This window comes from Streptomyces bluensis, from assembly GCF_014650715.1.
Taxonomy (GTDB): Bacteria; Actinomycetota; Actinomycetes; order Streptomycetales; family Streptomycetaceae; genus Streptomyces; species Streptomyces bluensis.
Map to the genome: position 1 here is coordinate 473,818 of NZ_BMVM01000004.1, position 21,382 is coordinate 495,199.

The following is a 21,382-nucleotide window of genomic DNA, read 5'->3' on the forward strand; positions in this document are numbered from 1 at the left end:
CGCTCGGACTGAGTGCCCGTCCGGCGTTCCGCCGAGCTGCCCACCGCAGAGCCGGCGCATCGTACGGGCCGCGTCGTTCACCCGTACGCGCTGCTCATCACCCGTCCGCCGAAACAAATATTATTTCACTCACAGTCAGCAGCCATGCACAGTGCAGCCCTTGGGACACACGGGCTCTCGACGAACGGGTTCTGCACCAGTACCGTCACGAAACCCCAGCGCGGTGTCCAATCACTTGGCGCGCCATCCGCATCATGGACGACGATAGGGGTGCGGAAAGCAAGAATGACCGCTGTGAGAGGAGGCGTCCATGGGATCGGTGCGCAAGGCGAGTGCCTGGCTTGGCCTCGTCGACGACAACGATGACGAGCGTTACTACGACGACGACTACGCCGAGGGGCAGGAGTCCGGCGATGCCTGGGTCACCGACCCGCGTGTGAAGGTCGCGTCCGAATCCGCTCATGAGAAGGGCCGCCGGATCGGCACGGTCAACCCGGACAGCTTCCGGGACGCCCGGCAGATCGGCGAGCTCTTCCGGGACGGGGTCCCGGTCATCATGAACCTCACGAACATGGAGCCCGCCGACGCCAAGCGCGTCGTCGACTTCGCGGCCGGCCTGATCTTCGGTCTGCGCGGTTCGATCGAACGGGTCTCGAACCGGGTGTTCCTGCTGACCCCGGCGGACACGGAGATCGTCAGCGGCGAGCCGGCGGGCCGTCAGTCCGACGGTTTCTTCAACCAGAGCTGAGCAAGGGACTCACCCGCCCCGCCCCCCCTTTTTTTGTGGCTCGGTTCGCCTCCGGGACGCCAAAGCCTGTGTCGAGAGGCCGACCGTGCTCAGCCCTTCGGGCCTCCGCGCGCTCGTCCTCTCGACACAGGCGCGCCCCTTCGGCTCACTCGCCGCCGGTGGTGGGAATCACCGGAACGCGTCGAGGCCGGTGAGTGCCTTGCCCAGCACCAGCTGGTGCATCTCGACGGTGCCCTCGTAGGTGAGCACGGACTCCAGGTTGGTGGCGTGCCGCATGACCGGATACTCCAGGGAGATCCCGTTGGCACCGAGGATCGTCCGGGCGGTACGGCAGATCTCGATCGCCTCCCGTACGTTGTTCAGCTTGCCGAAGCTGACCTGTTCCGGACGCAGCCGTCCCGCGTCCATCCGACGCCCCAGGTGGTGGGCGAGCAGGATCCCCTTGTGCAGTTCGACCGCCATGTCGGCGAGCTTGGCCTGGGTGAGCTGGAACCCGCCGATCGGCTTCCCGAACTGCTCCCGCGTCCTCGCGTAGTCCACGGCGGCCTCGAAACAGGTCCGCGCCGCCCCCATCGCACCCCACACGATCCCGTACCGGGCGTGGGACAGACAGCTCAGCGGCCCTTTGAGCCCGATAGCCCCGGGCAGCACGGCATCCGCGGGCAACCGCACCTCATCCATGATCAGCTCACTGGTGACGGACGCCCGCAGGGACCACTTGTGCCGGATCTCGGGCGCGGCGAATCCGGGACGGTCCGTCGGCACGACGAACCCGCGGATGCCCTCCTCGGTCTGCGCCCAGACCACGGCGACCGAGGCGACGGACCCGTTGGTGATCCACATCTTCCGCCCGCTCAGCACCCAGTCCCCACCGTCACGCCTCGCGTACGTGCGCATCGACGCGGGATCGGATCCGTGGTCCGGCTCGGTCAGCCCGAAGCACCCGATGACCTCACCGGATGCCATGCGCGGCAGCCACGTCTGCTTCTGCTCCTCGCTGCCGAACCGGTGGATGGCGTACATGGCGAGGGAGCCCTGCACGGAGACCAGGGACCGGATTCCCGAGTCGGCCGCCTCCAGCTCCAGACAGGCGAGGCCGTACCTCACGGCGCCGGCGCCGGCACACCCGTACCCGCTGAGGGACATCCCGAGGGCGCCGATCTCGCCCAGTTCCCGCGCCAGTTCACGAATCCCGGGCAACTCGCCCTTCTCGTACCACTCGGCGACATGGGGCAGCACTCGCCGCTCGGCCCACTTGCGCACGGTGTCGCGGACGGCGAGATCCTCCGCGTCCAGCAGTTCGTCGATACCGAGCGGATCGGTGGGGTCGAAGGGCGGCAGCTTGGGGGAAGCGGTCATCGGGGCGGCCTCCGGCTCAGGAAAACTAGCAGCGCTAGTCCAAGGTCAACGCCGACGGTACGACGCCACTTCTTTCCGCCGCAACGGCGAGCAGCCCCGACGGCGCAGCCGCGGTGCCCCACGCCCTCAAGGCAGTCGGCTCGCTCACGTCAGTCAACTCACGGACGACTCCGCCCGCACCTTCGCGTTCGCCTCCCGAGGCGCGGGCACCGGGGCGACGTCCGTCGAGCCCGCCGCGGGAGCCCCGCACTCCATGACCCGCGGCAACCGCAGCGCCATCGCAGCACCCAGCAGCAACAACGCCGCGCTGACCAGCAAGGTCATATGCAGTCCGTGCACGAAGGAGTCCCGCGCGGCATGGCGCAGCGCCTCGCCCGGTGAACCGCCCAGCCGCCCGGCCACCTGGTACGCCTCGCCCAGCGAGTGCCCGGCCGCCGCCGAGGCAGACTCCGGGACGCCGGGCACGCCGGAGAGTCCGGGCTTGTACGCCGCGTTCATCACGCTGCCGAGCAGGGCGATACCGATGCCCGCGCCGAGCTGGTACGACGTCTCGCCGATGGCCGCGGCCCCGCCCGCCTGGGTCTGGGGCGCCTCGCTGAGCATCGACTCGTACGCCCCGAAGAGCGTCGTCTCCAGGCCGAAGCCGAGCAGGATGAAGCCGACGAGCAGCAGGGCGGGGTTGTCCTGGGTACCCATCACGGTGAGCAGGACGACCGCGCCCGCCGTGAGGCAGAAGCCCACGGAAACCATGCGGCGGGGCCCGAAGCGGCGCAGCATCTGCGCTCCGAGCAGCCCGGCCGCCATGGCCGCGATCGTGAGCGGCAGCATCCGCAGGCCCGTCTGAAGCGGGGACAGCCCCAGCACCAGTTGCAGGTACTGCGCCGCGATCAGTTCCAGACCCACCAGCGCGAGCATCGCGAGCACGATGCAGCCGACGGACGTGCTGAACGCGGGGCGCGCGAACATCCGCAGGTCCACCAGGGGGTGCGGGCGCCGCTTCTGCCGCCGTACGAACGCGGCCAGCAGCCCGGCGCCGAGCACCAGGGGAAACAGCGTGTACAGGTCGAACGGGCTGTCTCCGCTGCCGAGCCGTTTCACGCCGAGGACGACGCCGAAGAGACCGGCGGCGGCCATCAGCGCGCCCACCACGTCCCAGGGCCCGTTCCGGTCGCCGGTCGACTCGGGCAGCAGCAGGCGCCCGACCGGCAGGCTCACGATCATCAGCGGGATGTTGACGAGGAAGACCGAGCCCCACCAGAAGTGCTCCAGCAGGAAACCGCCGAGCAGGGGGCCGACGGCGGCGCCGACCGCGGCCACGCCGGTCCAGACGCCGATCGCCAGCGCCCGCTCGCGCCGGTCGGGGAACACCTGCCGCAGGATCGACAGCGTCGCGGGCATGATCATGGCGCCGCCGACCCCGAGCAGCGCGCGGGCGCCGATCAGCATCGAGGCGTTCTCGGCGACGGCCGCCAGGCCCGAGGCGACACCGAACAGCCCGTAGCCCAGGAGGAGCACCCGTCTGCGGCCGATCCGGTCGCCCAGCGTGCCGAAGAGGATCAGCAGCGAGGCGCAGACGAGGGGGTAGACGTCGACGATCCAGAGCAGTTCGACGCCGCTGGGCTTGAGGTCCTCCGTGACGGCGGGCACCGCGACGTGCAGCACCGTGGCGTCGAGAGCGACCAGCAGCAGGCTGGCGCAGAGGACGACGAGGACGACCCAGCGGTTGGCACCGTTCCCGGCCGCCCGACGGCACCGCGCAGCGGCCGTGGTCGTCCCGGACATGTACGTACCTCCCAGATGATCCCTCGCGCTCGGCGGGCCGCGGGGTGGGGACTCCCCGGCGGCCACAGCCCGGGAGGAGCGGTGTCCCGGGTCCGCGACAAAGGCGAGTGAGCCGTCAGGGTACGCGAGAACACGCCGGTGGCGCGTGGTGGGCCTCTCATGGAACGTTCGGACAACGTGTGGCGTGCGCCACGCTCCCTTCGGCCGACACCCTTCACCCCCGCCCGATATGGGCGCCCGCTTCCGGACGGCCTTGATAATCGAGCGCGTGACCGACCTTGCAACGCGCCCGGCGCCACCCCTCCTCGCAAGGGCCGCCCCCGCACTCCTCGGGTACGCCGCCGTGCGGGCCCTGGGCCTTGTCACTCTCGCCGTGTGGAGCGCGGCACGCGACAAGAGCGCGTACACCCTGCTGGCCGCCCGCTGGGACTCGCTCTGGTACGTCAGGGTCGCGGACCTGGGCTACGGCTACGAGGTCCGGCTCCCGAACGGCGACATCCACTCGAACCTCGCCTTCTTCCCGCTGCTGCCCTGGCTGGAGCGGGCCGTGTCGGCGGTGACCTCGCTGGCGTACGCGGACGCGGGCCTCGTCGTCAGCACGCTCGCCTCGCTGGCCGCGGCCTGGGGGATCTTCGCCGTCGCGGACCACGTGTACGGGCGCCGGACAGGTGTCTGCGCGGTGCTGCTGTGGGCCGTGCTGCCGGTCGGGATCGTGCAGTCGATGGCGTACACCGAGTCGCTGTTCACCGCCCTGGCCGCGTGGGCGCTGTACGCGGTCCTGACCGGCCGCTGGGTCACCGCGGGCACGCTCGCCGCGCTCGCCGGGCTGACCCGCCCGGTGGGCCTCGCGGTGGCCGTGGCGGTGTGGGCGGCGGTGCTCGCTCCCTCGTTGGCAGGAGATCGGAGCACGGTGGAGCCGGACGGCGCCCCCATGTGGCGGCGCGCCCTCGGCATGCTGCTCGCGCCGCTCGGCGCCGCCGGCTACGTGCTGTGGGTGGGACATCACACGGGCAGGGGCCCGCTCGGATATCTGGACGTGCAGGCGGGCTGGCGCAACGGCTTCGACGGGGGCTACGCCTTCGCCCGGTTCGTCGCCGGAAAGTTCACGTCGTTCCCGTCGGCCCTCGCCGGCGTCGGGCTGGTCCTCGGGGTCGCGCTGGTGATCTGGCTGTACGTGGCGGGCATCCGGCAGCGGCAGCCGCTCCCGCTGCCGGTGTACACGGGGGTCGTGGTCGCGCTCGCCCTGGGCGCGTCCGGCTACTTCGGCTCGAAACCGCGCCTGCTGATGCCCGCCTTCCCCCTGCTGCTGCCGCTCGCCAGGGCCCTGGCCGGGCTGCGTACGACCAGGTCAGGGCCGGTTCTCGGGGCAGTCGCCGTGGCGTCCGCGCTCTACGGGGCGTTCTGGCTGAGCGGCTCCGGTCCGCCCTGACCGTTCCCGGTGTCCGCCGGCCAACGCTCCGTGAGCGGACGGAGAATTCCACACCAGCATTCGGTGAACGAATCCAAAATGGCCATAAAACCAGGACGCCGAATGATCAACGGAATTGAAGGCGGCGCATCCCGCTGATTACGGATTCCTTGAAAATAAACCTCTTCCTGAGAGCAATCCCACATCACATCGTCATCACAAAGCGAGTGATTCGGGCCGGGACAGCGCTCACTCGCTGTAACGTCGATTGAGTGTGTACCGAACGTTTCCTGACGCGCCTTGAGCGGGTCTTCGCGCGGCTGGACCGTGAGCCGGAACGACCGGCCCACATCAATGTGCCCGTGATGAGCAGGCACAGGGTGGTGCTCTTCGCCGCCACCCTGGCCTTCTACGCGGCCATCGTGTGGGCCGTGCTCATCACCTCGTGGCTGGTCCGCCTCGACTGGCAGCTCATGTTCTTCCGGCCGTACCAGCAGTGGCCGGAGGTCCACGCGTTCCTGGACTACTACGTGGTCCTCGGGCAGCGCGGCCCCACCGCCGTGATGGTGGCGGCCTGGCTGGGCTGGCGCTCCTGGCGGCAGCACACCCTGCGTCCGCTGCTCGCGCTGGGTGTGTCGCTGCTGCTGCTGAACGTCACGGTCGGCGCCGCGAAGCTCGGCATGGGCCGCCTCGGACCGCACTACGCGACCTCGATCGGCTCGAACGAGATGTGGCTCGGCGGCGACATATTTCCCTCGGGCCACACCGCGAACGCCGTGGTGACCTGGGGCATCCTCGCCTATCTGGCCTCCACGCCGAGAGCCCGGCGCTGGCTGTCCGCGCTGTCCGCCGTGACCTCGCTCGGCGTGGGCCTGACCACGGTCTACCTCGGCACACACTGGCTGAGCGACGTCCTGCTGGGCTGGGCCGCCGGACTGCTGATCCTGCTGGCGCTGCCCTGGTTCGAGCCGCTCATCGCACGCGCCGAGATCTGGATCCTGTCGCTGCGGGACGCCTGGTGGGCACGTCTGAGCGCTCCGGCCGCCTCTCCCGCTCTCGGACCGGCTGCGGCGGGGGGACTCCCGTCGGCGACGGCGTCCGTGGGCGCCTCCCCGCTGCGTTCGCCCGCCCAGGACCCGGGCACGGCCCGGGACACCTCCGTCGCGGCCAGGTCCACCCGGCCGCCGCTGCACCTGTCGTCGGGGCCGCACACCACACGTTCGGAACGCATCCCGGTCACGCCGGTCGGCAGCCGCCGTCCGCCGCACTCCGACCGGGCGCCACGGAGTACGACGTCGGCGCGCCCCGTCGCGGGGGGCTGACACGAAGCAGCCACGGACAGCGGAGCCGGTACGCACACCCTCACTCCGCACGGCGAAGGCCCGGCTCCCTCAGGGGCCGGGCCTTCGTCTGTGGTCCTCTCCGTGGTCTCAGCCCTTCCAGCAGCGCGTCACGCGGCCGTCCTTGACCTCGAAGTTCAGGCGGCCCACGCGGTACTCCATGGTGATGATCGCGCCCGGCGGCAGCGACCGGACCGTGGACCAGCCGTGCTCCCGGGCGCGGCGCTCGGCGCTGCTCGCCTCAAGGCCGACGTAGGTGTCCGGACTGTCCTGGGGCTCCTGGGACGGAGTGGGGATGGGTGCCATGACGGCCACGTTAGGCGGCGCCCCGCGCCCGCGGAAGCCCGGGCCCGCCGAGGCGCTCCCGGACCGGCCGGGCCGGGTGTGGCAGAGGGTCACTGTTCCCCGGCGGTCACACTTGTGTCACAGGACCACGACACGCGTGAGAGGCCGAACCGCGTCACACGTACGAGCGGTTCCGTACGTGTCACGTCCGTTGTCGCACGTAATTCCCGGCCCGCTTGACGCCGTCTCGAATAATGCCCCGGAAAGCGTGCCGCCGATCACGCGGAGACCGCATTTCATTCCGATTACCGGTGTTCCCGGGAAGCCCCCACCGCACGGGCAATACATGGTTCGTAGCAGGCCCTCGTCGAGCAGCGGCGGGGACGGCCCGGCCGGCGCGTCACTCCACCACGGCCACCTTCACCGCGAGGTCGTTGTCCCCCGTGTAGTAGGGCCCCGCCGTGACCCGGCCGTACTCGGTCTCCAGCGTCACCTTCGGGTAGATGAAGATCGGCTTCTTGTCGGCGATGTCGTCGAGGAGGCGTGCGATCCGTACCCGGGGCCCCGTCTCCCCGTCCGGCCGGAGCCACAGGTCCCACAGGCCGGGGCGGAGAGCCGGGTACGTCACGGTGAAGCGGAACTCGGACCGGTCGGCGGTGAGACCGGCGCGCACCACAGCGGCCGGCGCTTTCCTGGCCACCAGCTCGACGCACGCGTCCGGCGCCAGCCGGGTGCCGTACACCCGCGCCCTCACACTCAGCTCGTCCTTGCCCACGAGGAGTTCGCCCGCCTCGGCGTGCGGGTCGCGCAGCCAGCTACGGACGGTGAGGTTGCCGTACTTGGTCGCGTACGGGATACGCGCGGCGACATGCCCGGGGGCGGCGCCGGGCACGCGGTCGACGAGGGCGCGCAGGTCGTTGACGCCGGGCGCCAGGCGGCACGGCTCGCCGTCGGACACCTGGACGTACACGTCCCAGCGGCCCTCGGGGAGCTCGACGCTGCTGGGCAGGGCGGCCCTGAGGCGGCCGTCGGCGGCCGGGCTGAGGGGCAGGCGCACCTCCTGCTCGCTGTCGCGGCGCCTCAGCAGGAGGTGGGCGGGCGCGGACCCGCCCCGGTCGGTGACGTCGAAGGTGAGGCCGCCCGCCGAGTCGGCGACGCAGTCGGCACGCGGAGCCGTGACGGGGGCCTCGTGGACGTGCTGGTTCGCTGCGGACGGAGCCGGGGTCATCATGAGGTGCGTCCCTTCCCTGAAGCGGTGCGTCCCGCGTCCCGTACGGCGTACACCCCGGCGAGCAGCGCTCCCCGGGCGCGGTGCAGCGCACCTCGCGCCCGCCCGCCCGGTGAGTTCCCGCCACGGGCGAGCAGTGCGGAGAAGAGCGACTCGTGGCGCTCGGCGATACGGGAGGGGTCGAAGCGCTCGGAGTCCGTGAGCGCCGCGTGCGCCATCTGCTGCCGCAACGCGTCGTCGTTGATCAGTTCGAGCAGGCCCTGGGCGATGGCCTGGACGTTGCCGGACTCGACGAGACGCCCGTCGACACCGTTGTCGATGATCTCGCCGGGCCCGTGCGGGCAGTTGGTGGAGACGACCGGCAGGCCGCAGCGCATGGCCTCGACGATCGTCATGCCGAAGGACTCCATGCTGGAGGTGACGGCGGCGATGGAGCCCTTGGCCCACTCCGGCTCGATGGGGTGAGCCGGGCCCATGAGGTAGACGTGGTTGTAGAGGCCCAACCGGTCGACGAGCTCGCGGAGTTGGTCCTTCTGCCTGCCGCCCCCGTAGATCCGCAGGCGCCAGTCGGGCCGCTGGGCGCGCACCGTGTCGAAGGCCTTGATGAGCAGGTCGTACCGCTTGACGGGGGCCAGCCGTCCGGCCGCGACGACCCACCGGCCGGAGCCGTCCGCGGGGTCGATGCCCGGCCGGGGCACCGGGTTGGGCACGCACTGCACCCGGACACCGGGCAGCCGCATCCTGTCGCGGTACGCGCGGGCGTCGGCCTCCGTGGTCGTGGTGACCGCGTCGAGGCGCGGGTAGAGGCCGCGCAGCGTGGCGCGCAGGGCCGCGGGGTGACTGTCGAGCGTGAGGTGCTCCTGGCCGACACGGACCGGGCCACGGCGGGTCTCCCGGGCCAGGTGCGCGTTCAGGCCCGGCCGGGTGCCGACGACCACGTCCGCCTCGACCGTGGCGAGGTGCTCGGCGATTCGCCGGTCCGTGAGGGCGCTGTACTGCTCGTAACGGCCCTCCGCGCGCGGGAAGACGCGCGCGGGGCGCCCCAGATCCGGGTCCCCGGCGTCGGCGCCTTCCGGCCGGACGTCGACGAGGTGGCGCACGCGGACCCGGGAGCCGGGCGTGAAGACCGGTTCGTCACGGTGGCGGAAGACCGAGACGATCTCGACGTCGTGCTGCTCGGCAAGAGCGTTCGCGAGGTTGTACGTGGTCCGGATCGTCCCCCCGATGCCGTACGCGTTGTGTATGAGGAAAGACATATGCATACGTCCCCCGAGCCCCCTGTTTCCGCAGTCTCATCCGTCTGACTGATGGTTGGACCCGGAACCCCCGCACTTGGTTGGGCTTCATCATCAACTCGTGCTGGAGCAGTTGCCCGATCGATAGGTGATCGGTAGGTGATACGGGGAACCTTTCGGGCCGCGACGCCGTCAGCAGCCCGGGGCCGACCGATGGCCGCTCAGCTTGATCAGTCCGCAGAGCGTTTTGGCGGACACCTTCCAGGTGCCGTTCTGCTCGACCGCGGTGCCCCTCGCGTTCGGCAGGACAACAGCACCCTTCATGAGCAGCGAGTACGTCACTTTCGCGTCGGTCGCCGAGGTGAACTCGATCTTCGTGACCTTCGCCTCGATCTGCCGTCCGCGCTCGGCGCGGTCGAGGGCGTCGAGGACCCGCCCCATCTGCTTGCCGTTCTCCAGGACGGCCTGCCGGTCCTGCTTGGACGTGTGGGAGTTGAAGAACGTCTCCCAGTTCGCCGTGATCTCCTTCTTGGCCGCCGCCGGGTTGGCCGGTTGGGCCCCGCTCGGGGTGGCACTGGGCGTCGCCACGACGCTCGTGGTCCTGTCCGCCGTACGGGCGGACACGGCGCTGTCGCCTTTGCCGCCGTCCACGCAGGCCGTGAGGGCGAGGACGAGGGCCGCCCCCGCGGTCAGTGCCCCCAGCCGTCCGCTGCTCCCCCTGAGGTAGCTCCCGAGAACCATCTGGCTCACCACCGGTTGTCGGTCCGGGCCGTGTGTGCCTGGTGCTTTCAGGGTCAGCTCACACCGGGCATCGTGCAACTCCATCAGCGGACCGTGCCCGCCGGAAACGCCTGGGGCTTGTTTCGAAAGTCCCGTCGTCCGCCCGGAGGGCGGGCCGAGCGGCGTCTGGTGCGTGCTCTCGGCGTGCCGGGCGGAAGCCCTCGTACTGGATGTACTTGGGCTTTCGCCCGGTGCGGCGAGTGGGGGTACCTCCCACGCCCTTAAGGCAGTGGGGGAGCGTGCCAGACGCCGGGCGGCAGGCGGGACTTTCGAAACAAGCCCTAGGTCCCGACCGGCGTGCCGGTCGGGACCCCGTGCCCAGGACGGGGAGTTGACTCAGATGTCGAGCCGCTGCCCGGGCACGATCAGATCGGGCTCACCGCCGATGACGGCCTTGTTGGCGGCGTAGATGCGCTGCCAGGTGGTCCCGTGCCGGGCGGCGATGCCGCTCAGCGTGTCACCGCTGCGTACCGTGTAGTCGCCACCCCGGGGCGTGCCACGGCCGGTGTGGCCGGACGGGCGAGCCGGCGTCTTCGACGACTGCCCGGGGGAGGCCGAGTTGGCGGACTCTCCGGACGCCGAGCCGGTGGACGGCGCGGCGGGCGCTCCGCCGGACGCCCCGGCGCGGGCCGAACAGGTGGGCCAGGCGCCCCATCCCTGAGCGCGCTGGACCTTCGTGGCGATCGCGATCTGCTGGGCCTTGGATGCCTTGTCGGCGGTGGCCGCGTAGGCCGTGCCGCCGTACGCGCGCCAGGTGGATGCGGCGAACTGGAGTCCGCCGTAGTAGCCGTTGCCGGTGTTGATGTGCCAGTTTCCGCCGCTCTCGCACTGGGCGATGCGGTCCCAGACGCCGCTGTCCGCCGCCACGGCGTCGCCGCCGGCGGCGAGGAGGCCCAGCGGGGCCAGCAGTGCTGCCCCGGCGAGGACCGCCGTCGTACGCGTCGTTCGCGTCTTACGCGTGCCGTCGTGGGTGTTGTCGGCACATGCGGACATGTATTTCCCTCTCGCAGGACCCGGGATCCCCCAAGGCGGCCTACGACTCCCCACGCACGGGACGCGGTCGTCGTACTCCGCCCCGTCCGCCGGCGATGGTGCTGAGGAACTGACGGTGCTGCGGCCGGCGGACGACCCGAGCGGTGCTCGTTGCACTCGGCCGAGGAATCTAGAGAGCCCGGCGGCCCGCTATCAACCAACGCCCTGTCGTTCGAGGCCAGTTCACCGTTACCGCGAGTACCGTCCATTTTCGGACACCCACTTCATTGCCTGATGTCGGGATTTGTCAACCACGCTCCCGGGCGATCTGTGACCCACTTCACCGTCGTAACTTCCTTGGAAATCCAAGAACTTGTCGTGGAGTGACAGGTTCCGCCCGCGGCTTCACGCTGCGCTTCGGATGGTTCGATTCCGTTCGCTCCCGGGCGTGACTCCGGCCACAGATCGCCCGTTGTCCTTTCATGAGCCGGGAGCCACCCGCGCTCATGGGCCGGGAGCCACCCGGCTGTCGCCCCGCATCACATCCCGAGGAGCCACCCGTGCCGCGCATGCTCGACGTCAGCGACGACGTACGCGCCGAGATCGGCGACGAAGAAGCAGACCGGCTGCTCGCCGGAGAGAACGCCCCCGGCAGTTACGACTGCACGTCCTGCCGCACCCCGGGCGACTCCGAGCAGGAGCGCACCAGCACCGTCCTGTTCATCGGCGACGAGACCGCCGTCCTCGCCTTCGCCCACGCCACCTGTCTGCCCTCGCAGGTCGTCCAGGTCACGGAGGAGCAGTTGCAGGGCGCCGTCCGGTCCATCTCGGCCGACAGCGGCACCGCCAAGGCCGCGGTCGAGCAGGCCGTGCTGGGCGTCACCAGCGGACTCGTCCTGATCAACGGCGAGTTGCACCCTGCGCTCGTCGTCGAACCGACCGCCCCCATCGCCCGCCCCGGCACGACCACCACGGGCGACGACTTCCTGCCGCTGCTCATCGAACAGGGCTTCATGCCGCTGACCGAGATCGACTCGGTCCCGTCGGTGCTGCACGGCTGGTCCGTGCTGCTCGCCATGGGCCAGCTGCACGCCATCCTCCAGCCGGGCAGCGACGGCAGCGGCCGGCCGGTCGCCTGGTGGCAGGCCCACCAGGCGCTCCAGGTCGCCGACAGCTGGCGCGCGGCCGCCAACAAGCACCAGCAGGTGCTGCTGTTCGCGGCCCCGGTCGGCTCGATCGGCCGCCAGCCCCGCGAGGACCTGCTGCGCGACGCGCTCGACAAGGCCGCGGCGAACGGGAAGCTGGTGGCGGCGACGCTTCCCCTGGCCGGCACGTGAGCGCTCCGCTGTGGGCGCCGTCATGGGTGCGCTCATCGGTCGCGTGCGGGTGGTACGGGGTTTGTTGCGCAGTTCCCCGCGACCCTGAACGGGTGCGCTCGTCGGCTGCGTGCCGGTCGTTCGGCAGATGCGCACGATGTCACCGCCCCGCGCCCCTTGCGGGGGCGCTGAACTGCCCCTCGTCCAATTCGGCCTAACGGCCGCATCCGTTGGGCCATGAGGTCGTTGGCTCAGACGTGCACGCATACCAGGTTCCCCGCCGCCACGCCTACCCGTCGAGTCCGTCCTTGCGGCCGGCCCAGGGCCCCTCGGCCACGCCGATCTACGACGCTCTCTACGCCGAGTGGGTCAAGTCCTACCGGGCACTGCCCGGTGACCGTCACGGCGAGGAGGATCTGGGGTTCCACCCCTTCTTCGCCAACTCCACGCACGGGACCGGCTCGTACGGTGCGTACCAGTCGGGCACGTACAGTGGCCGCCATGGCGCGGCCCCGCACGCGACCGGCCACTTCGCCCCCCAGCAGGGCACCCGGCACCAGGGCGCCGCGGCCCCGGTGGCATCCGTGTGGCAGCCGGTCGGCCGGATGCCCACCGGCCACACCGGCATGCACCACATCCCGGCCGCGCTGCCACCGGGCCCACGCCGAGGACACTGACACACGAGGAGGACGGCCTCCTCAAGGCCTCCGGACCTCCCGGACCCCTTGCGAAGGCCGCCCTCCTCGCCGTCACCGTGACGCAGACGTCACTTCTTCTTGCCGCGCTTCTCGCGCACCCGCACCGAGATATGGATCGGCGTCCCCTCGAAGCCGAACTCCTCGCGCAGCCGCCGCTCGACGAAGCGCCGGTAGCCGGCCTCGATGAAGCCCGAGGCGAAGAGCACGAACCGCGGCGGCTTGGTGCCCGCCTGGGTGCCGAAGAGGATACGCGGCTGCTTGCCGCCCCGGATCGGGTGCGGGTGAGCGGAGACCAGCTCACCGAGGAACGCGTTGAGGCGGCCCGTCGGGACCCGGGTCTCCCAGCCCGCCAGAGCCGACTCGATCGCCGGGACCAGCTTCTCCATGTGCCGACCGGTACGCGCCGAGACGTTGACCCTGGGCGCCCACGCGACCTGACCGAACTCGGTCTCGATCTCCCGCTCCAGGTAGTAGCGGCGCTCCTCGTCGAGGGTGTCCCACTTGTTGTACGCGATGACCATCGCGCGCCCGGCCTCGACGGCCATCGTGACGATGCGCTGATCCTGCACGGAGATGGACTCGGAGGCGTCGATCAGGATGACCGCGACCTCGGCCTTCTCCACGGCGGCCGCGGTACGCAGCGAGGCGTAGTAGTCGGCTCCCTGCTGGAGGTGGACGCGCTTGCGGATGCCCGCCGTGTCGACGAACTTCCAGGTGACGCCGCCGAGTTCGACGAGCTCGTCGACCGGGTCGCGGGTGGTGCCCGCCAGTTCGTTGACGACGACACGCTCCTCGCCCGCCACCTTGTTCAGCAGCGAGGACTTGCCGACGTTCGGGCGGCCGATGAGGGCGATACGGCGCGGGCCGCCGAGCCCGGTGCCGAAGGTCTGCGCGGGTGCCTCGGGCAGCGCCTCCAGGACGGCGTCCAGCATGTCGCCGGTACCGCGGCCGTGCAGCGCGGACACCGGGTGCGGTTCGCCGAGACCGAGGGACCACAGGTAGGCCGCGTCGGCCTCGCCGCTCGGGCCGTCGACCTTGTTGGCGCACAGGACGACAGGCTTGCCCGCCTTGCGCAGCAGCCGTACGACGGCCTCGTCGGTGTCCGTGGCGCCGACCTTGGCGTCGACGACGAACACGACCGCGTCGGCCGCCTCGATCGCGAACTCGGCCTGGGCGGCGACGGAGGCGTCGATGCCCATGACGTCCTGCTCCCAGCCGCCGGTGTCGACGACCTTGAAGCGGCGGCCCGCCCACTCGGCCTCGTAGGTGACGCGGTCGCGGGTGACGCCCGGCTTGTCCTCGACGACCGCCTCACGACGGCCGATGATGCGGTTCACGAGTGTCGACTTGCCGACATTCGGACGGCCGACGACGGCGAGGACGGGCAGCGGCCCGTGCCCGGCCGCCTCGATGGCGCCCTCGACGTCCTCGACGTCGAAGCCCTCTTCCGCGGCGAGCTCCATGAACGCTGCGTACTCGGCGTCGCCGAGCTCTCCGTGCTCGTACTCCTCCGAGCCGTCGGAGGGGATGTGGTCGTTCATGAAGTCGGTACCTCGTTCATCGTGGTGATCGGTGGAGCCCCCGGGTTCCGGGTGATCCACTACTCAAGTACTCAAGTCTGGTTCAGCGGCCGGTGAGCCGCCTGGCATTTTCCAGGTGCGCGGCAAGCTGCTTCTGGATGCGCTCGGTCGCCTCGTCGAGTGCCTTGCGCGTGCGCCGCCCACTGCCGTCGCCCGCCTCGAACGGGTCGCCGAAGACGACGTCGACGCGCCGGCGCAGCGGGGGCAGCCCCTTTATCAACCGTCCCCGCTTCTCAGAACTTCCCAGCACCGCGACCGGCACGATCGGGGCACCGCTGCGGACCGCGAAGTACGAGAGCCCGGCGCGCAGGGAGGCGAAGTCGCCCTCGCCGCGGGTGCCCTCGGGGAAGATGCCGAGGACACCGCCGTTCTCCAGGACGGCGAGCGCCTGGGTGATGGCCGTGCGGTCGGCGGTCGAGCGGTCCACTTCCAGCTGGCCGACGGCGCGCATGAAGGGGCCGAGCGGGCCGACGAACGCCTCCTTCTTGACCAGGAAGTGCGACGGCCGGGGCGCCACGCCGATGACCATCGGACCGTCGATGTTGTGCGAGTGGTTGACGGCGAGGATCACCGGGCCGGTCGCGGGCACCTTCCAGGCGCCGAGCACGCGCGGCTTCCACAGCCCGTACATCAGGCCGACGCCGATACGGCGCCCGACCTCGGCCCCGCGTGCGGAAGGTGCCCCGGTCACTTCCCGGCCCGCTTCTCCTCGACGAGGGTGACGACACACTCGATGACCTGCTGGAGCGTGAGGTCCGAGGTGTCCACCTCGACCGCGTCGTCCGCCTTGGCGAGCGGCGAGGTCTTGCGGCTGGAGTCGGCGGCGTCCCGCTTGAGCAGCGCCTCGCGGGTGGCGTTGACGTCGGCGCCCTTGAGCTCACCGTTGCGGCGGGCGGCGCGGGCCTCCGGGGAGGCGGTGAGGAAGATCTTCAGGTCTGCGTCCGGTAGCACGGTGGTGCCGATGTCACGGCCCTCGACGACGATGCCGTTCTCCGCGCCGGCCGCGATCGACCGCTGGAGCCCGGTGATCCGGGTACGCACCTCGGGCACCGCGCTGACCGCGCTGACCTTGGAGGTGACCTCCTGCGTACGGATCGGACCGGCCACATCCGTCCCGTCCACGGTGATGCTCGGCGCGGACGGGTCGGTCCCGGAGACGATCTCCGGCTTGCCGGCCACGGCGGCGATCGCCGAGGGGTCGTCCATGTCGATCCCGTTGTTCACCATCCACCAGGTGATCGCCCGGTACTGGGCGCCGGTGTCCAGGTACCTCAGCCCGAGTTGTGTGGCGACGGCCTTGGAGGTGCTCGACTTGCCCGTGCCGGAGGGGCCGTCGATGGCGACAATCACTGCGGCGCGTTCCACTGTGGGGGCACCTTTCCTGGTCCGAGGTGGTGGAGTGGGGCGCTAAGCGGCGCCGCTTAGGTGCCCCGGACAAGGGTACTGGGTGCGCGTCGCTCATCTGGCCGTACCCGGGGACCCCCGTGACCGTACCGTCCGCGTCCCCTACTGCCGGAGCGCCCAGCCCCGCTCCCGCAACGCCGCCGTCAACACCGGCACCGCCCTCGGCTCCACCATCAACTGCACCAGACCGGCCTGCTGCCCTGTCGCATGCTCGATGCGCACGACCAACCCTCGACGCCGCCCTCGCACCGCTCGGCGCCAGGCGCCTCCCAGGCTTCGGGACGGCTGCGGCGGCCTCCGACCGCCGACAACGAGGCACCCTGCCCTACTGCCGGAGCGCCCAGCCCCGCTCCCGCAACGCCGCCGTCAACACCGGCACCGCCCTCGGCTCCACCATCAACTGCACCAGACCGGCCTGCTGCCCTGTCGCATGCTCGATGCGTACGTCCTCGATGTTGACCCCGGCCATGCCCGCGTCGGCGAAGATGCGGGCAAGCTGCCCGGGCTGGTCGTCGATCAGCACTGCCACGACCTCGTAGACCCGCGGAGCGGAACCGTGCTTGCCGGGCACCCTGACCTGGCCGGCGTTGCCGCGGCGCAGGACGTCCGCGATGCCGGTGGCGCCCTCACGGCGCTTGGCCTCGTCGGAGGACTGCAGGGCACGCAGGGCGCGGACGGTCTCGTCGAGGTCGGCGGCGAACTCGCTGAGCAGGTCGGCCACCGGTCCGGGGTTCGCGGAGAGGATGTCGATCCACATACGGGGGTCGGACGCCGCGATGCGGGTCACGTCACGGATGCCTCCGCCGGAGAGCCGTACGGCGGACTCCTCGGCGTTCTCCAGGCGCGCGGCGACCATGCTCGACACCAGGTGCGGCATGTGGGAGACCAGGGCTACCGCGCGGTCGTGGGCGTCGGCGTCCATGACGACGGGCACGGCACGGCAGTGCGAGACCAGCTCCAGGGCGAGGTTCAGGACCTCGGTGTCGGTGTCCCGGGTGGGGGTGAGCACCCAGGGGCGGCCCTCGAAGAGGTCGCCGGTGGCTGCCAGGGGCCCCGACTTCTCGCGGCCCGACATGGGGTGCGTGCCGATGTACGCGGTGAGGTCGAGGCCGAGGGCCTCCAGCTCGCGGCGCGGGCCGCCCTTGACGGAGGCCACGTCGAGGTAGCCGCGGGCGAGGCCGCGCCGCATGGCGTCGGCCAGGGTCGCGGCGACGTGCGCGGGGGGCGCGGCCACGATCGCGAGGTCGACCGGCCCGTCGGGCGCCTCGTCGGTGCCCGCGCCGAGCGCGGCGGCCGTACGGGCCTGCTCCGGATCGTGGTCGGTGAGGTGGACGGTCACCCCGCGCTGGGCCAGCGCCAGGGCCGCCGAGGTGCCGATCAGCCCGGTCCCGATGACGAGTGCGGTTCTCACTGGGCGATGTCCTTGCGGAGTGCGGCCGCGGCGCCGAGGTAGACGTGCGTGATCTCCGCGCGCGGCCGGTCGGACTCGATGTGCGCGAGGACCCGTACGACCCGGGGCATCGCGCCCTTCACGTCGAGCTCCTGCGCGCATATCAGCGGCACGTCGACGATGCCGAGCTTGCGTGCGGCGGCCGCCGGGAAGTCGCTGTGCAGGTCGGGTGTCGCCGTGAACCAGATGCTGATCAGGTCGTCCGCGGTGAGCTCGTTCCGCTTCAGGATGGCCGTGAGCAGCTCGCTGACCTGCTCGTCCATGTGCCCGGCCTCGTCCCGCTCCAGTTGGACGGCGCCCCGGACCGCTCGTACCGGCACGGCTGTGCTCCTCGCTGATGTACGTACACGACTCGTCACCCAAGCGTAGTCAGCCCGGAACGCACCGGTGCGCGGCGCCCGCCTGCCGAGACGGGTACCGCGAGGCACGGGAAATTCGGTTCGCCAGGCGTGATCCACCCCGTACGCTCCCGGGCATGCAGTCCGAGGCCCTGGTCCGCGACCACACGATCTACGCCTGTGTCATGGGGTCGCGCGCTTTCGGCCTGGCCACGGACGACAGCGACACCGACCGCAGGGGCGTCTTCCTCGCGCCCACTTCCTTGTACTGGCGCTTCGAGAAGCCGCCGACGCATGTGGAGGGCCCGGCGGAGGAACAGTTCAGCTGGGAGCTGGAGCGGTTCTGCTCCCTCGCGCTGCGCGCCAACCCGAACATCCTGGAATGCCTGCACTCACCGCTGGTGGAGCACGTCGACGACACCGGCCGTGAACTCCTGTCTCTGCGCGGGGCATTTCTTTCCCGGCAGGTCCACGCCACGTTCGCGCGCTATGCCCTCGCCCAGCGCAGGAAGCTCGAAGCGGACGTCCGCGGACACGGTGCCCCGCGCTGGAAGCACGCGATGCACCTGCTGCGCCTCCTGACGAGCTGCCGTGATCTCCTGCGCACGGGCGAACTCACCGTCGACGTGGGTGAGCTGCGCGCGCCGCTCCTCGCGGTCAAGCGCGGCGAGGTGCCCTGGTCCGAGGTGGAGTCCCGGATGACCCGGCTGGCGGCGGAGGCGGACGAGGCGGCGACCCGCTCCCCGCTGCCGCCGGAGCCGGACCGGGCCCGTGTGGAGGACTTCCTCGTGCGGACCCGCCGCGCCTCAGCCCTCGAAGCCGTCCGCGCCCTGTAGCCGGACCCGTACGACGAGGTCGTGCAGGGCGTCGTACGCGCCGGGGGCGTCCGCCAGCGCGGAGAGGGCCTGCGCCTCGTCCAGCACGCCGTGCAGCCGCTCCACGTCGCGCTCCACACGCGCGTGGTCGACGTCGGCGGCCCCGTGTTCGTGCTCGGCTTTGGCGGCGACGAGGTCCGGCAGGTACGCGGGCGCGTCCACCTCGCCGACGAGCGTGGGCAGATGGGCCTGGACCTCGCCGCTGCGCATCAGGTGGATCCCGGTGAGCAGCACGCGGAACGTATAGAGCAGCGGCTTGAGTTCGCCGGTCTTCTGGAAGAGCCGCCACTGGGTGGCCGCGAAGCCCCGGTAGTGGTGAGCGTGATGGCGTGTGAGGACGCCGGGGGCCAGGGCGGTCAGCTCGCGGTGGGCATCGGTGGTGTGCACGACCAGCGGGGAGAGCAGTTGCTCCAGCACGTAGCCGTTGCGGCGCAGCATCAGCCGGACGAACTTGCGCAGGTCGTGCGTGACGAGGTCCAGCTCGACGCCGTCCCGGTCCCACATCCGGGAACGGGTCTCGGCCGGCTCGCGCAGCCCGACCAGTTCGGCCGTGGGCAGCAGGTGGACGCCCCTGAGGTCGACGTCCGAGTCGCGCGACGGGAAGCCGTACAGGTGCGCTCCGGAGACGGTCGCGAACAGCAACTGGTCGGGCTGTTCGGCGACCACCGGCGCGAGGTCGATGTCGAGATTCGCGAGGGTCTCAGTCACCCCTCAAGCGTCCCAGAGCGCCCCCAGCGACACGAGGTCGCCCTGGTACTCGATGCGGTCGGCCCACTCCGTCGGCCAGGCCGCCGGGCCGAGGTACGCGCCCGCGAAGGCACCGGTGAGGCAGGCGATGGAGTCGGAGTCACCCGAGGTGCAGGCGGCGCGGCGCAGGGCCGTGACGGGTTCGTCGGCGAAGAGCAGGAAGCACAGCAGGCCGGTGGCGAGCGCCTCCTCGGCGATCCAGCCCTCACCGGTGGCCAGGCAGGGGTCGGTCTCGGGTGACGGGTGGCTCAGGGCCTGCTGGAGACGGTCGAGGGCGTCCAGGCACTCGTCCCAGCCGCGGGAGATGAAGCTCTCGGGCGAGGCGGCCTGGCCGTAGCGCCAGAGGTCGCCGAGCCAGCGCGTGTGGTAACGGCTGCGGTTCTCGTGGACGTACGACCTCAACCGGTCGGCCAGGCCCAGCGGTTCGACGCCCTGGGCGAGGAGCCGTACCGCGTGTGCGGTGAGGTCGGCGGCGGCGAGCGCCGTGGGGTGCCCGTGGGTGAGCGCGGCCTGCAACTGGGCGGCGCCCGCGCGCTGTTCGTCGCTCAGCCTGGGGACGAGCCCGAGCGGGGCGACCCGCATGTTGGCCCCGCAGCCCTTGGAGTGGATCTGGCTGGCGTCCTGCCAGGGGCGGCGCTCGCCGGCGAGCAGGTCGCAGGCGACCAGGCAGGTGCGGCCGGGGGCGCGGTTGTTCTCCGGTGAGCGGGACCAGGCGACGTACTCGGCGCGGGTGGCCCGCTCCAGGGTTTCGGGGGCGAGCGGGCCGCGGTCCATCGCGGAGCGCAGGGCCCGGCCGAGAGCCAGGGTCATCTGGGTGTCGTCCGTGACGAACGCGGGCTTCGGGAGCTCCATCTCCCGCCACGGCCCGAACTTGGCGAGGATCGACGGGACGTCGTTGAACTCGGTGGGGAAGCCGAGCGCGTCGCCGAGGGCGAGGCCGAGCAGGGATCCGGTGGCGGCGCGCTTGGCGAGCAGGGTCGTGGTCATCAGGGCCGTCCTTCGGGCGTGGGTCGCAACAGGGGCGGGTGCAGGGTGGTGGCCTCGCCGGCGCGGTAGAGCGCGGCGGGTTTGCCGCGCCCCCCGGTGAGGCGCGCGGCGCCGGGGACCGGCTCGACGAAGCCCGGCGTGCCCAGCACCTTGCGCCGGAAGTTGGGCCGGTCGAGGGCAGTGCCCCACACGGTCTCGTAGACCTGCTGCAACTCGCCGAGCGTGAACTCGGGTGGGCAGAAGGACGTGGCGAGACAGCTGTACTCCAGCTTGGCGCCGACGCGTTCGTGAGCGTCGGCGAGGATCCGGTCGTGGTCGAAGGCGAGCGGGCCGGCGGTGTCGTACGGCAGCCACCGGGCCTGTTTCGCGTCGCCGCCGCCGTGCGGTTCGGGCGGGTGCGGCAGCAGCGCGGCGAACGCGACGGTGACGACGCGCATCCTCGGGTCCCGGTCGGGTTCGCTGTACGTCCGCAGCTGCTCCAGGTGGAGTTCGGAGACGTCCTCCAGGCCGGTCTCCTCGGCGAGTTCACGCCGGGCGGCCGTCTCCGCGGACTCGTGCGGCAGCACGAATCCTCCGGGCAGCGCCCAGTGGCCCGCGTACGGCTCCTGCCCGCGCTCGACGAGCAGCACCTGGAGTGCGCCGTTCCGGATGGTGAGGACGGCCAGGTCGACGGTGACGGCGAAGGGTTCGTAGGCGTACTTGTCGTAACCGTCGGGGCTGTTGCCGTTCGACGCGTGGTCGACGGATGCGCTCATGGTCCACCTACCCCCTCTTGATCGACTCCTCTTAATGGTCACCAAGACCAATAGTCACTACGACTATAAAGAGCGGGAGTGGTGCCGACAACCCG

Annotated in this window: 21 protein-coding genes; 6 read left to right on the forward strand and 15 right to left on the reverse strand. The window is 71.1% G+C overall.

Annotated elements, in window-relative coordinates:
• Nucleotides 1-310 precede the first annotated feature (310 nt).
• Nucleotides 311-748, forward strand: coding sequence for a cell division protein SepF (locus IE262_RS14810; RefSeq protein ID WP_134040199.1), 438 nt, complete (start codon nucleotides 311-313; stop codon nucleotides 746-748).
• A 168-nt stretch (nucleotides 749-916) separates the two neighbouring features.
• Here the strand turns inward: IE262_RS14810 and IE262_RS14815 are convergent, their stop codons facing one another.
• A complete protein-coding gene (locus IE262_RS14815; RefSeq protein WP_134040197.1) occupies nucleotides 917-2,107 on the reverse strand; it encodes an acyl-CoA dehydrogenase family protein in 1,191 nt (396 codons plus the stop codon).
• Nucleotides 2,108-2,260: 153 nt separating this feature from the next.
• Nucleotides 2,261-3,889 (reverse strand): MFS transporter, encoded by a 1,629-nt coding sequence (locus IE262_RS14820; RefSeq protein ID WP_189874016.1) that lies wholly within the window; start codon nucleotides 3,887-3,889, stop codon nucleotides 2,261-2,263.
• A gap of 268 nt (nucleotides 3,890-4,157) precedes the next feature.
• On the opposite strand from IE262_RS14820, the gene IE262_RS14825 reads away from it, so the two are divergent.
• Nucleotides 4,158-5,318 carry a glycosyltransferase family 39 protein gene (locus IE262_RS14825; protein ID WP_189874018.1) on the forward strand — a complete coding sequence of 387 codons (1,161 nt, stop codon included), beginning with the start codon at nucleotides 4,158-4,160 and terminating at the stop codon, nucleotides 5,316-5,318.
• A gap of 251 nt (nucleotides 5,319-5,569) precedes the next feature.
• Nucleotides 5,570-6,619 (forward strand): phosphatase PAP2 family protein, encoded by a 1,050-nt coding sequence (locus IE262_RS14830; protein WP_134040191.1) that lies wholly within the window; start codon nucleotides 5,570-5,572, stop codon nucleotides 6,617-6,619.
• A gap of 108 nt (nucleotides 6,620-6,727) precedes the next feature.
• On the opposite strand, the gene IE262_RS14835 is transcribed toward IE262_RS14830, so the two are convergent.
• The 5 genes from IE262_RS14835 to IE262_RS14855 form a co-directional block, all read right to left on the reverse strand.
• Nucleotides 6,728-6,943 (reverse strand): I78 family peptidase inhibitor, encoded by a 216-nt coding sequence (locus IE262_RS14835; RefSeq protein ID WP_134040189.1) that lies wholly within the window; start codon nucleotides 6,941-6,943, stop codon nucleotides 6,728-6,730.
• A gap of 379 nt (nucleotides 6,944-7,322) precedes the next feature.
• The gene (locus tag IE262_RS14840; protein ID WP_189874093.1) at nucleotides 7,323-8,150 is read right to left on the reverse strand and encodes a hypothetical protein; all 828 of its coding nucleotides are present in this window, start codon (nucleotides 8,148-8,150) and stop codon (nucleotides 7,323-7,325) included.
• The gene (locus IE262_RS14845) at nucleotides 8,150-9,412 is read right to left on the reverse strand and encodes a glycosyltransferase family 4 protein (RefSeq protein WP_189874020.1); all 1,263 of its coding nucleotides are present in this window, start codon (nucleotides 9,410-9,412) and stop codon (nucleotides 8,150-8,152) included. Before IE262_RS14845 ends, IE262_RS14840 begins: the two co-directional genes overlap by 1 nt.
• Before the next feature lie 165 nt (nucleotides 9,413-9,577).
• Nucleotides 9,578-10,126 (reverse strand): MTB12 C-terminal domain-containing protein, encoded by a 549-nt coding sequence (locus tag IE262_RS14850; RefSeq protein ID WP_229877261.1) that lies wholly within the window; start codon nucleotides 10,124-10,126, stop codon nucleotides 9,578-9,580.
• Between the two features lie 375 nt (nucleotides 10,127-10,501).
• Nucleotides 10,502-11,158 carry a LysM peptidoglycan-binding domain-containing protein gene (locus IE262_RS14855; RefSeq protein WP_189874022.1) on the reverse strand — a complete coding sequence of 219 codons (657 nt, stop codon included), beginning with the start codon at nucleotides 11,156-11,158 and terminating at the stop codon, nucleotides 10,502-10,504.
• A 539-nt stretch (nucleotides 11,159-11,697) separates the two neighbouring features.
• Between IE262_RS14855 and IE262_RS14860 the strand changes: the two genes are divergently transcribed.
• Both IE262_RS14860 and IE262_RS14865 read left to right on the forward strand, forming a co-directional pair.
• A complete protein-coding gene (locus tag IE262_RS14860) occupies nucleotides 11,698-12,474 on the forward strand; it encodes a DUF8842 C-terminal domain-containing protein (protein WP_189874024.1) in 777 nt (258 codons plus the stop codon).
• A 236-nt stretch (nucleotides 12,475-12,710) separates the two neighbouring features.
• Complete coding sequence (locus IE262_RS14865; RefSeq protein WP_189874028.1) at nucleotides 12,711-13,130, forward strand: hypothetical protein; 420 nt, start codon at nucleotides 12,711-12,713, stop codon at nucleotides 13,128-13,130.
• Nucleotides 13,131-13,219: 89 nt separating this feature from the next.
• Here the strand turns inward: IE262_RS14865 and der are convergent, their stop codons facing one another.
• The 5 genes from der to aroH all read right to left on the reverse strand — a co-directional run bounded on the left by der (nucleotide 13,220) and on the right by aroH (nucleotide 17,905).
• Nucleotides 13,220-14,692 (reverse strand): ribosome biogenesis GTPase Der, encoded by a 1,473-nt coding sequence (gene der, locus IE262_RS14870; protein ID WP_134040181.1) that lies wholly within the window; start codon nucleotides 14,690-14,692, stop codon nucleotides 13,220-13,222.
• An 82-nt stretch (nucleotides 14,693-14,774) separates the two neighbouring features.
• Nucleotides 14,775-15,362 (reverse strand): lysophospholipid acyltransferase family protein, encoded by a 588-nt coding sequence (locus IE262_RS14875; RefSeq protein ID WP_229877267.1) that lies wholly within the window; start codon nucleotides 15,360-15,362, stop codon nucleotides 14,775-14,777.
• A gap of 56 nt (nucleotides 15,363-15,418) precedes the next feature.
• Complete coding sequence (gene cmk, locus IE262_RS14880; RefSeq protein ID WP_134040178.1) at nucleotides 15,419-16,096, reverse strand: (d)CMP kinase; 678 nt, start codon at nucleotides 16,094-16,096, stop codon at nucleotides 15,419-15,421.
• A gap of 364 nt (nucleotides 16,097-16,460) precedes the next feature.
• On the reverse strand, nucleotides 16,461-17,546 hold the full coding sequence (locus IE262_RS14890) for a prephenate dehydrogenase (protein ID WP_189874030.1): 1,086 nt from the start codon (nucleotides 17,544-17,546) through the stop codon (nucleotides 16,461-16,463).
• On the reverse strand, nucleotides 17,543-17,905 hold the full coding sequence (gene aroH, locus IE262_RS14895) for a chorismate mutase (RefSeq protein ID WP_134040176.1): 363 nt from the start codon (nucleotides 17,903-17,905) through the stop codon (nucleotides 17,543-17,545). The genes IE262_RS14890 and aroH overlap by 4 nt, the downstream gene beginning before the upstream one ends.
• A 155-nt stretch (nucleotides 17,906-18,060) precedes the next feature.
• Between aroH and IE262_RS14900 the strand changes: the two genes are divergently transcribed.
• Entirely contained in the window at nucleotides 18,061-18,759 is a 699-nt protein-coding gene (locus IE262_RS14900; RefSeq protein WP_189874032.1) for a nucleotidyltransferase domain-containing protein, read from the forward strand.
• On the opposite strand, the gene IE262_RS14905 is transcribed toward IE262_RS14900, so the two are convergent.
• Genes IE262_RS14905 through IE262_RS14915 form a run of 3 tightly spaced genes read right to left on the reverse strand, consistent with a single transcriptional unit; the run spans nucleotide 18,730 to nucleotide 21,287 of the window.
• Entirely contained in the window at nucleotides 18,730-19,506 is a 777-nt protein-coding gene (locus IE262_RS14905) for a nucleotidyltransferase domain-containing protein (RefSeq protein ID WP_189874034.1), read from the reverse strand. The genes IE262_RS14900 and IE262_RS14905 overlap by 30 nt on opposite strands.
• A gap of 3 nt (nucleotides 19,507-19,509) precedes the next feature.
• On the reverse strand, nucleotides 19,510-20,532 hold the full coding sequence (locus IE262_RS14910; protein ID WP_189874036.1) for an ADP-ribosylglycohydrolase family protein: 1,023 nt from the start codon (nucleotides 20,530-20,532) through the stop codon (nucleotides 19,510-19,512).
• A complete protein-coding gene (locus IE262_RS14915; RefSeq protein ID WP_134040169.1) occupies nucleotides 20,532-21,287 on the reverse strand; it encodes an NUDIX hydrolase in 756 nt (251 codons plus the stop codon). Before IE262_RS14915 ends, IE262_RS14910 begins: the two co-directional genes overlap by 1 nt.
• Between the last annotated feature and the right edge of the window lie 95 nt (nucleotides 21,288-21,382).